General features: G+C 47.8%; 10 protein-coding genes and 1 pseudogene. 5 read left to right on the top strand and 6 right to left on the bottom strand.

Annotation, left to right across the window (positions count from 1 at the left end):
* Positions 1 to 117: 117 nt before the first annotated feature.
* The 4 genes and pseudogenes from K5Q99_RS16740 to K5Q99_RS16725 form a co-directional block, all read right to left on the bottom strand.
* Positions 118 to 978: pseudogene (locus K5Q99_RS16740) on the bottom strand (hypothetical protein); the annotation flags it as partial.
* A gap of 46 nt (positions 979 to 1024) precedes the next feature.
* Positions 1025 to 1183 (bottom strand): hypothetical protein, encoded by a 159-nt coding sequence (locus K5Q99_RS16735; RefSeq protein WP_220777499.1) that lies wholly within the window; start codon positions 1181 to 1183, stop codon positions 1025 to 1027.
* On the bottom strand, positions 1180 to 2130 hold the full coding sequence (locus tag K5Q99_RS16730; protein ID WP_220777498.1) for a 3'-5' exonuclease: 951 nt from the start codon (positions 2128 to 2130) through the stop codon (positions 1180 to 1182). The genes K5Q99_RS16735 and K5Q99_RS16730 overlap by 4 nt, the downstream gene beginning before the upstream one ends.
* Before the next feature lie 35 nt (positions 2131 to 2165).
* Complete coding sequence (locus tag K5Q99_RS16725) at positions 2166 to 3098, bottom strand: DUF808 domain-containing protein (protein WP_105251669.1); 933 nt, start codon at positions 3096 to 3098, stop codon at positions 2166 to 2168.
* A 251-nt stretch (positions 3099 to 3349) separates the two neighbouring features.
* Between K5Q99_RS16725 and rpiA the strand changes: the two genes are divergently transcribed.
* Complete coding sequence (gene rpiA / locus K5Q99_RS16720) at positions 3350 to 4012, top strand: ribose-5-phosphate isomerase RpiA (protein ID WP_220777497.1); 663 nt, start codon at positions 3350 to 3352, stop codon at positions 4010 to 4012.
* Between the two features lie 257 nt (positions 4013 to 4269).
* Here rpiA and K5Q99_RS16715 read toward each other — a convergent pair whose 3' ends face one another.
* Positions 4270 to 5460 (bottom strand): class I SAM-dependent rRNA methyltransferase, encoded by a 1191-nt coding sequence (locus K5Q99_RS16715; protein ID WP_106651397.1) that lies wholly within the window; start codon positions 5458 to 5460, stop codon positions 4270 to 4272.
* Between the two features lie 497 nt (positions 5461 to 5957).
* Between K5Q99_RS16715 and bufA2 the strand changes: the two genes are divergently transcribed.
* The 3 genes from bufA2 (at position 5958) to K5Q99_RS16700 (ending at position 8233) form a co-directional block, all read left to right on the top strand.
* A complete protein-coding gene (bufA2, locus tag K5Q99_RS16710) occupies positions 5958 to 6410 on the top strand; it encodes a BufA2 family periplasmic bufferin-type metallophore (protein ID WP_087486520.1) in 453 nt (150 codons plus the stop codon).
* 114 nt (positions 6411 to 6524) lie between these two features.
* A complete protein-coding gene (gene bufB, locus K5Q99_RS16705) occupies positions 6525 to 7424 on the top strand; it encodes an MNIO family bufferin maturase (RefSeq protein WP_220777496.1) in 900 nt (299 codons plus the stop codon).
* Positions 7421 to 8233 carry an HvfC/BufC N-terminal domain-containing protein gene (locus K5Q99_RS16700; protein WP_220777495.1) on the top strand — a complete coding sequence of 271 codons (813 nt, stop codon included), beginning with the start codon at positions 7421 to 7423 and terminating at the stop codon, positions 8231 to 8233. Before bufB ends, K5Q99_RS16700 begins: the two co-directional genes overlap by 4 nt.
* Positions 8234 to 8309: 76 nt before the next feature.
* Here K5Q99_RS16700 and K5Q99_RS16695 read toward each other — a convergent pair whose 3' ends face one another.
* Positions 8310 to 9539, bottom strand: coding sequence for an endonuclease/exonuclease/phosphatase family protein (locus tag K5Q99_RS16695; RefSeq protein ID WP_220777494.1), 1230 nt, complete (start codon positions 9537 to 9539; stop codon positions 8310 to 8312).
* Between the two features lie 748 nt (positions 9540 to 10287).
* Between K5Q99_RS16695 and K5Q99_RS16690 the strand changes: the two genes are divergently transcribed.
* Entirely contained in the window at positions 10288 to 11007 is a 720-nt protein-coding gene (locus K5Q99_RS16690) for a hypothetical protein (RefSeq protein WP_220777493.1), read from the top strand.
* Position 11008 lies beyond the last annotated feature (1 nt).

Here is an 11008-nt window from a genome sequence, read left to right as displayed (position 1 = left end):
CAAGACGGCTTCATCTTTAAATGCCTGCGGATAACTTTTATGTGATTTCTTCAGACTCATATAGACCTCTTAATTTATTGACCATACTGTCTCAAAATTAAGTGTCCGATGGGATTAGACCAGAACACCCGCACCTTCAAAGCAGCGTTTATCTTCTATCTCAAATTGCGCTAATAATGGCTGTTTTATCCCATCGATAGGAATGCCGATATCTTTACTGTCGGCCGGATTAAGCCAGCTCATCGTCGGGTCAGTGTGGGATATCGTGCCCCAATACATGTGGGGTTTGTTGTCGAGCGGGTCTGCATCGGCAAAGTTGACGAACAGGTTCTTCGCCCGCCAACGATATTTACGCTCACTGTCTGTGTATACCCAGAGATCAGACTTCGCCAGATCAGTACCGCGCAATAAACTGTGCAGTAACTTTTCGAGCCCTTGGCTTGGTACCCGCTTCTCGGTTGTGCGCGCCGCAGTGTTAACTTGGTAGTCTGTTTTCGACTCTTGCACTTGAGCGTCCATTGACGGTGCAACAGGTAATGGTGACGACTCAGATATAGAAGATGACTTAGATATTGAAGACGACTTAGACGTCGGCGCAGCCTTACTTGCGGATGACGCAGTGGATGCTTTATTTGCGGAAGAATGGCGGCGAGGCTTGCGGCTGAAATCGATCATTAGCGCATCGGCGTCCACCAGCTGTTGCTGCACTTCGATAGCATCTTGTTCCTCGCGGGATTTTTGCGCCGAGGGTTTAAATTCAATGCAATCGGCTTGGTGATAACGCGAGCCGAAACAGGCGGCTTTGCCATCCTTGGAAGCTTTACGGAAATACGCTTTTCCGCCGCACGCAGGGCAAATTAACCATTGTCGTAAGCGCTCGATATCTTCATCGGGTAATTGCTGAAACTTAAAAACACTGTAAGTGGTTCTCGCTGTTAAATGATCCTCTGTTTCGAGTTCACAAATGGCATCTAACATAGCGTTCTCCTTTATTTTTACCTGTTAGCAGATGCTCACAAAATCACTAAGCCCAGGCATTCACCCTTAGGGTGATCATCGCTAGCAGGATCAACATGCCCAGCACGCGGTAAATCAAACCTAAGGTACTAGTGCCCTGCGAGCTCATATCCGAGTGTAATAGTCTGCTGTTTTCCTTTGCGGCATCTTGGTTTTTGCGCTTCATTCAACCTCCTTGAAATATTTCGCCAAAGGCGCCACTAGACTCAAAGGGATTAACGGCGCGTCTTTTGGATCAGTCGATACACGATAAAAAGGCGTCAGCAGAGTGATTAACGCATTGAAACACTTGAGCGCTGCCAAGGCATCGGCAGCGGCATAATCGATTTGCGCGCCAGATAAAGGCACATGCTGCCAATTTGATAGGGTGATTTTTTTCGGCTTATCAATACGGGTACCCAGCAGAGTCGCCACCAATTGGCGCGTCCCCATCTCCTTATCAGCCCCCAGTTGCGCCAATGCCCAGTTTAAATCCAACTTTGAAGCGACATTGATGCCCCATTGCCGCTTGAGGGCATGCGCATCACTGCGTAATCCAACGCCAACTTTGAGTATGTTTTCATCTTCTAATACGGTTTTTAACTGAGTGAATTGCTCACCTAAAATGGCATGCTGAAATAGATAACAAGCGTCCGCTGTCGCGATTTGGATAAGGCTCATGGGATATTGTACGCCGCGCTCAAAGCTTGCACGGGTTTCAGTATCAAAACCTAAGACTGGCTCAGCCTGTAATCGCGCGACAACTGCATCAAACTCCGATGGCTGAACCACTTCAATGTGAACCTGTTGCAATTCAAAAACTGCGAGTGCCGCCATATCAGCATCATCGATACGTGTCGCTAAGGCAATCCGCTGTTGCAACCACAAATACGCCAACTGACGCCGCGCTTGCCGCTGAGTCTTAGCATTTGTATTGATGGGCGTATCAGTCTCGGCCGCCACTTCACCTTCTAACGTCTCTCCCTCAACCCCCTCGGTCGATGCATTGAGCTTATCGAGATAAGCCGTGCCCGCAGCATCCATTGCTGCAATCAAGCCGTTGGCATCTTTACCTAATTCTTTGCGTAACCAAGCCAACTTACTCGGGGAGATACAGTACTTCATTAACTTCATCGTGCTCATCCTTGATGGTTGATGCGCGCAGCTAGTTAACTACGCAATTTCTGTATTCCTGTCATCGCAATAAGTGCAACAGCGCCAGCAACAACGCCAAATAGGCCATTAAGAATACTTGGCGTCAGCACAGCAAACACTGGTCCAACAACACCAATGGCAGCAACCGCTTGTTCAGCATGGTGGATTTGCTCGCCGACTAGGTGTAGACCATGAGTTAAAATCCCACCGCCCACCATAAACATGGCTGCCGTGCCAATAATCGTTAAACTTTTCATTAATACGGGAGCTGCGCTCAATAAACCAAAACCTAATTTACGGTTCATTTGAGTTAATACAGAGGCACCTTCACGTTGACTCAAGTACAAACCCGCATCATCCATTTTCACAATCGCCGCCACTAAGCCATACACGCCTATGGTCATGACTATCCCTATGACAGCTAACGTAAAAAACTGTGTCGATAGGGATTTGTCCGCCACGATACCAAGGGTAATGGCAATAATTTCCGCCGATAACACAAAGTCGGTACGAATCGCCCCTTTGACTTTTTCGGCCTCGTAGGCGGCGAAATCTTTAATCTCAGGTAACTCATTCTCTACTTGGGTTTCGTGTTGTTGCTGGCCTTTTCTATGGCTATAACTGTGATGCAGTTTTTCAAACCCTTCGTAACATAAAAACAGTCCACCAAACATTAATAAAGGGGTGACAGCCCAGGGAATAAAAGCACTGATAAGCATTGCTGCTGGTACTAAAATCAACTTATTACGGAATGATCCCTTGGCCACCGCCCACACAACGGGTAATTCACGATCGGCGCTTACGCCCGTCACTTGCTGGGCATTGAGGGCTAAATCATCCCCCAGTACACCCGCGGTTTTCTTTGCCGCCACTTTACTCATTACCGCTACGTCATCCAAAATCGATGCGATATCGTCAAGTAAGGTTAATAAACTCGCGCCTGCCATGCTAAATCCCTCTACAAATCATCTATAAACCATTCTGCTTTTGCCATAGTAGCTTAGTTAGATTAGTGGCGTATAGCGAAATGCTTTCCAACTTAACTGCTTAAGTTACTTACGTTATTGGGACTGCTTGCTAATGTGAAAATGCCTGCAATCTAGATCACACCCACGGTGGAATTGCGCCACATTATTTATCGGAAAAGAGTATACTAAGCCCAGAATTTTTTACTCATTTGCCGTTACAGGATGTCAACATGACTCAAGATGAAATGAAAAAAGCTGCCGGTTGGGCCGCACTTAAGTACGTTGAAAAAGACAGCATTGTTGGTGTTGGTACGGGTTCGACTGTGAATCACTTTATCGATGCACTGGCGACCATGAAAGCCGATATCGAAGGCGCAGTCTCTAGCTCTGAGGCATCAACTCAGAAAATGAAGGCGCTGGGTATTCCCGTTTATGACTTAAACAGCGTCGATCGTTTATCTGTCTATGTGGACGGTGCCGATGAAATCAACGGCCATATGGATATGATCAAAGGCGGCGGCGCGGCGTTAACTCGCGAGAAAATTGTCGCGGCTGTGGCTGAAAAGTTTATTTGTATCGTGGATAACACTAAGCAAGTCGACATACTAGGTGAATTCCCACTACCAGTTGAAGTCATTCCTATGGCGCGCTCTTATGTGGCACGCCAGTTAGTTAAGCTAGGCGGCGATCCTGTGTACCGCGAAGGCGTTGTGACCGATAACGGCAACGTGATCCTCGATGTGTACAATCTTAAGATCCTTAATCCAAAGGAATTGGAAAGTCAGATCAATGAGATCGTCGGTGTCGTCACTAACGGTCTGTTCGCCAAACGCGGCGCAGATGTGTTGTTAGTTGGCACCCCTGATGGCGTAAAAACCTTTAAAGCCGAATAAGTTAAGCGTTAACACTCACATCCCAGTCACACGGCTGCAGATGTAAAAACACTGTCAAAATACGCTGTAAAAATGCCAGCCACTTTTTTCAAAGGGCTGGCATTTTTTATGGTTCTTTTTAGGGTTCAATGTTATCTGACTCAGCCTGCTATTCTCTGACTAAACGGCCTATTCTCTAACTAAACCCACATCGCAGACAGCTTATATCAAGCGCTTGGCTTAAGCTATGGCGACTATCGACCAAGCTCTGGCGACTCTTACCAAGCTCTTGCGACTAAACCTTTTAAGTAGAATCCCTCTGGGAAGGCGCTACCTATTGGGTGATCGCTCGCTTGGCTTAAGCGTTCGATAAACTGGATTTCACGTTTCGCATCGAGCGCGGCATCGGCCACGATTTTTTGGAATAGATCCGCAGGCATTAATCCCGAGCAAGAGAAGGTCAATAACACGCCGCCTGGATTCAACAACTGCAACGCAATCATGTTGATGTCTTTATAACCGCGGCAAGCCCCATTTAACTGCGCCTTATTATCGGCAAACTTAGGCGGGTCGAGTACGATTACATCGAAGGTCTTGCCCTCATCACGGTATTGGCGCAGCAACTTGAACACATCGGCTTCATTGTAATGCACATTGTCATCACTCAAACCGTTCACTTGCATGTTTTGGCGCGCCGTCGCTAAGGCTAGAGAAGACACATCGACATTTTCTATGCTGGCAGCACCCGCTTTGGCGGCGTACAAACCGAAGGTGCCCGTGTAGCAAAAACAGTTCAATACCGATTTATCTTTCACAAAACGGGCGGCAATGGCGCGATTATCCCGTTGATCGAGATAGAAACCTGTCTTATGGCCTTTAATCACATCGACGGCGATCTTGATGCCGTTTTCTTCGATAATCACTGGCATTTCAGGCAGCGTGCCGTGCAGTAAACCGGTAACTGGCAGCAGGCCTTCTTTCTTACGGGAATCCACATCGGAACGCTCATAGATAGCACAATCTGGATATTGCTCGGCCAATAACTCAACTAAGGTGTCGCGCCATAAATCAGCACCTGTGCTCAGTAACTGACACACCAACACATTGGCGTATCTGTCGATGGTGATCCCAGGTAAACCATCGGACTCGGCGGCCACTAAACGATAGCCCGTTAAGCCTTGCTCGCGGATCAGATCGTTACGGCCGATTTGCGCCCGCTGCAAACGTCTGGCAAAAAACGCGCGATCAATTTCTTCTTCGCGATCAAAAGTCCAAATCCGCACTTGGATTTGCGACTCAGGCGACCAGGCACCACGACCTAACCAATGACCATCATGGGCGACCACATCGACGGTCTCACCCGCTTCAGGTTTTCCTTTAATGTTATGAATAGCATTGGAAAAAACCCAAGGATGGCGACGCTCGAGTGACTTCTCGCGGCCGGGTTTAAGTTTGATTCTGATAGCCATAGTTGCCTTTAAAAATAGTGCCGCCACTAAAAAAGGGCTGCAGTCTAAAAAATGGGAAACGGATGATATACCCAATGCCACCTAAGTGCGAGTACCGAACGCGCCGCAGCGCTTATTTACCATCATCCACGGGTTGCCGATCATACCTTATTTACGTCGTAAAACCTGTGTAAGAAACGCCATTTTTTTCCATAAATAGGGCGATTTCCCGGCTCTCTCGATCGCGCAGGTCTCGATTTTCACAACATCATTTTAACTTAAATTGAAAGATATTGGTCTAAGTGCGGGTCTCATTAACGCAACAGGAAAAGCACTGCGCATTCGAAAAGCTCGTTTAGCCAGCGCACAAGATATTCAAACGAATCACTCGATAACAACTAGGCTTACTCCTGTGTTTATTAGTCATTGCTTTATAAGTCGTCGATTTACAGCAGTCGTTATCAAAGCAACCAAATCATGATTACTCATTAGCAGTCACACTCAAAAGGATTAGAACCATGAATAAGAAAACACAAACTGCACTGACGGGCGCCGCATTAGCGATGGCAATGGCAAGCATGGCGGGTTACGCCAATGCAGCCGAACCTATGGCTGGCGCCGACAGTACCGATCTCGTACATTGTTATGGCGTGAATACCTGTAAAGGCCATAACGATTGCAAAACCGCCGATAACGCCTGTGCTGGACACGCCAGCTGTAAAGGCAGTGGTTTTGTGGCTATGCCATCAAAAAGTTGTGGTGATGTCGGCGGTAAAGTCGCCGATGATTGGGTAGGCAAAATTGCCAACGCCGAACTAGTTCACTGCTATGGCGTTAACACCTGCAAAGGCCATAACGATTGTAAAACTGCCGATAACGCCTGCGCCGGACACGCCAGCTGTAAAGGCAGTGGTTTTGTCGCAGCACCGGCAAAATCCTGCGGTGATATCGGCGGCAAAGCAGGCGCTTAAGCGCCAATATGCTGATTAAAAATCGTGACCAGTTTGTGCTGGTCACGTTTATCCCCCTGTTTACCACCCTGTTAACCCATACAACAACAGCAGACTTAAGGATAAGGAGTCAATGTGGCGCAAGATGTCATCACCCAAGCAGCATTAGGTTTTGGCTTAGGTCTGAGGACGCAGCATTTCGATGCTGTGCTCAATACCGAGCCCGATATCGATTGGTTTGAAGTGCTCTCGGAAAACTACATGGTCGCTGGCGGTAAACCCCGCTATTACCTCAAGGAAATTGGCGAGCGTTATCCATTGGTGATGCACGGGGTTTCCCTGTCGATTGGCAGTACCGACCCGCTCAATATGGATTACCTTAAAGCCTTAAAACAGCTCGCCAACGATGTGCAGCCCCAATGGATTTCCGATCATATCTGCTGGACCTCAATTCACGGGGTGAACAGCCATGATCTCCTGCCACTGCCCTATACCGAAGAAACCGTTAAGCATGTAGCGCAACGGATTAGAACCGTGCAAGACTTTTTAGGTCGGCGCATTTTGATGGAAAACGTGTCTAGCTACTTGTCGTATCAAGATTCCAGCATGGACGAATGGGAGTTCGTTAATGCCGTTGCCGAGGCCGCTGACTGTTTAATCTTGCTAGACATCAATAATATTTATGTCAGTGCTCGCAATCATAATTTCAATCCGTTGGATTATTTAAATAAAATCAATCCCAAACGGGTGCAGCAATTCCACCTCGCCGGACACAGCGACTATGGCGACTATGTGATAGACACGCACGACCATGATGTACCGAGCAGCGTGTGGGATCTCTACCGCGCGGCACTGAAACGTTTTGGCGGCATCAGCACTATGATAGAACGCGACGCCAATATCCCCGCGTTTTCCGCCCTCGAAGCCGAACTCACGATTGCCAGAAATATCGCCCGCGATACCTTAGGTGAGGCGCATCCACTCAACGCCGCCAAAGGTAGAAAGAACATGCAGGAAGGAAAGGTTATCGCATGAGCCAACTTCAGCAGTTGCAACACGCATTTATGGATTATCTGCTGGCGAGTGCTGCGGTTGATACGCCGTCAACCCTTGAGCAAACCACGCAAACCTTCAAAGATAAGATTGCCGAGCAAGGCGGCATTAATGCTGATATTCGGATGCAGATTTATGCCAATGCCTATCGCATTCGTTTAACCGAAACCCTCGAAACCGACCACGAAATGCTGGGCATCTATCTGGGTGATGAACTCTTTGAACGCATGGCCAAAGGTTATATTGCCAGTCAGCCATCGGCGTTTACCTCACTACGCAATTTTGCCGATGCCCTGCCCGACTATTTAACCCAAGATGCATTTTTCAGTCAGTATCCGATCATTGCCGATATTGCCCGCTTCGAGCGGCGTTTATTAAATGCCTTCGATGCTTTTGATACCGAACGCGCCACTTTTTCGCGCCTGCAAGCACTGCCTGCCGAGCAATGGCCGGGTTGCCAACTGCGTTTTCACCCCAGCGTGCAGCTATTTCAATGCAACAGTAATGCGGTGGAAACGTGGCAAGCATTAAAGCAGCAAGCATCACCGCCCAGTCCCGATTATCAAGGCAAACGAGCTTGGTTACTTTGGCGCGGCGAAAGCCGATTAACTGAGTTTATTTCCCTGTCAGACTATCAACTCGCCCTGCTGCTGGGATTTATCGGCGGTGCCACCTTTGCCGAACAATGCGAAATGATGTTGGCATTTTTTAGCGACGCGCAGGCGCCGGTGCAAGTGCTGCAGGCACTGCAAGCTTGGTTTCAAATGGGGCTTATCCGCGATATCGCCTAATGCGCAAATCGGTTTGAGATAAGTTGAGTTAGCGTGATATTAACTGATTTAAAATGCGCTGAATTGAAGGATTGGCTTAGCTTCGCAGCGCCAGCTCAACAATGACGGGCGCATGGTCAGTACTGTAGGCATCGCGTTCATATTCGGGTCTGACTAAATGCCTGTCGCAGGTTTGATAATCCACCACTTGGGCTAAACTGCGGCCATGGCTCGCATCGAACTCGCTCGAAAGCAAAATATAATCCAGCACAGAACCTTTAGGGCCATAGTAATGGGTCGCCGCTCTGTGTTCCCTATGGTAAGCGGTATTACCCGTCAAACTGCCCTGCTGATTGGCATTGATAAATAGGTTGGCCTCGATAAATAACTCATAGGCATCCTTAAGTTGATATTGAGCAAACACCGCCGCTAACGCCGCATCCGATAAATGCCCAAGGCCCGCAGCTTTTATGTCATTACTGTGGATACTCTCGCCCTGTATTGTTAGCGCATCTAAGGCGCCCATTGTCAGGCTGTCATTAAAGTCGCCCATCACTATGACGGGATATTTAGATGCTTGTCTGCGTACTAATATGCCATTGAATAATAACGCAGCTTCCGCGCCGCGCTGCATGGTGGATGCCCAGCGGCCTAAAGCTTGCTCGGTGAGTAATTGGGTTTCTGAATGCAGTTTTATGCTCGCTGCTGGCGCCGAGTTATCGAATCCTAGGGGCTGATTTTCAAATCGCTTAGGTTCAATTAGCTTAGGCTCGAGCGCTAATCCAGCGCGTTTTGACTTAAAGTGCACCACATAAAAATCACACTTACCAATGTGCGGCACCTCAATGGTTGCGCGCAGCACCTTACGGCTAAAGGCAAATTCACTCGATAATCCCATTGCTGCCACTAAGCGTGCATCAGGTTCGACACTGCTGATTTCCACTATGGGATACCGGGACGCAAGCGCAACCACAGGGCTACGATAAATATAATCACTGATAAGAGTAGGTTCATCGACGATAGCAAAATGCGCTAGCCCTTGCTCGCTGGCGATTCGTTTGAGTGGTTCAGGGCTGAACACTTCTTGAAATCCGACAATATCGGGCTGGCGATGGGTGAGAAACTCACTCAGCCATTGGCACTTTTTCTGCCACTGACCATGGCTATAGATATTTTCAAAGTCGTAGTAAGCCAAAGGCGGCTCAATAAAGTTAAACAGATTGATACTGGCGATTTTGATATTGGCGACTCTCATCTGTTCGATGTCATTATGTTCAACAGCCGCAGCCATGGAGTCCAACCCATCAACATCGATATTGTATGCCACGGCTTAATACCTCCAAATCTGAATACGGCGACCTGTCTTAATTTGTCAGAGAGATCAGTTTGACTCACAGGAACTGACACAACAAGGGTATACCCGATGCGCATCAATGCCAAATAATCCATTTGAGATAAGGTGTTAGCCAAACTCAATCGACGCATCAATATCCGATACCTGATATCCGATAATAAAGATTAGACACCTCATATAGTCAGCATCACAGCCAACACCCATAAAACAAACAAATCAACAACAAGCAGCTGCACATAAATCCATCAACCAGCCCAATAACCATACACAAACTCAAGCAATACCATAATATTTACATCTGATTAAAATCTAAATTTAAACAAAAACATAGGTAACGATTTGTGCGGTTGACTTTCACTTTTGGCCCATTAGAATGATGGCGACTTTTAATCATTGCGGAGACCCACTGTGGGCACACACATAAGCGATAGTAGACGCCCTGTCCAAAAGACAGGATTTAACGCCTAGCACTAGCCCGCAATTTTTTTGCTGCTACCTGCTAAGCAGGGTAGTAGCGTGAACCATTCTTCACTCCGCCTCCCCCAAATATCAAATACAAACCATAAAGCCTGAGCCTATGGCTGCGCTTTCGCCATTCCAGCATATTCGCTGGGGTTCAGTTATGGGTATTTTTTGCATCTCAAAGCACGTTTTTTGCCTCAGTGGACTTCGTTTTCCCTATGGATTAACACCTAAGGGTTTACATCTGAGGAGCCCAAATATGGCTTACATAAACAACACAGCAATTTTGCGGTCTCTATCCTGTGCAAGTATCAGCTTGTACTACAGCATGAGTGCGGCGGCATCGCACCTCGAAGTGGATGACCCCGCTCTCGCGGAGCACTGTGAATTAGAAATGGGCTGGCAACAACCTAGGTCGGATCATGCTCGCCCACAATTTAACGCTGCCACGACTTGCAGCCGCAATCAATGGGAATGGCACTTAGGTTTAGCGTCCAATGCCAATGACGCTATTCGTGAGGAGCAAGCTGAAGTCGGTATCAAGCTACCGCTCAACTTAAGCTCTTACTCAGATTCAGGTTCGGATTCAGATCGGCAGCAGAATGATTGGCACAGCGCAGTGGTGATCAACTTGCAGAAAAACCTCGATATCGGCAACGGATTTACCACCGAAGCCTTCGGCATTATGGGCAAAACCTTAGGCGATTCCGATGTCAGCCTGTATGCCAACTTAGGTTTCACCCATGAATTTAATCAATCGACCCAATTACTTGCGGGTATCGCGGCGGCCTATGAACTCAATAGTCAGCATCGCCTGATAGCCGAGCTTTATCAAAAAGAGTTGAGTAATCCGGCCTATCAGTTCGCCTATCAACACACGCCGCAACGACAGCTACAGCTGGAATTGAGCTTAGGCAATGCCCTTAGTGGCAACGCGCTGCAACTTGGCGCAGACATCACCTTTTACTTTGGTCACTAGA

This window comes from Shewanella hafniensis (genome assembly GCF_019655335.1).
In the GTDB taxonomy this organism is placed as follows: domain Bacteria; phylum Pseudomonadota; class Gammaproteobacteria; order Enterobacterales; family Shewanellaceae; genus Shewanella; species Shewanella hafniensis.
Note: the sequence above shows the minus strand (reverse complement) of the source record. Positions and strands in the feature narration are given on the sequence as shown.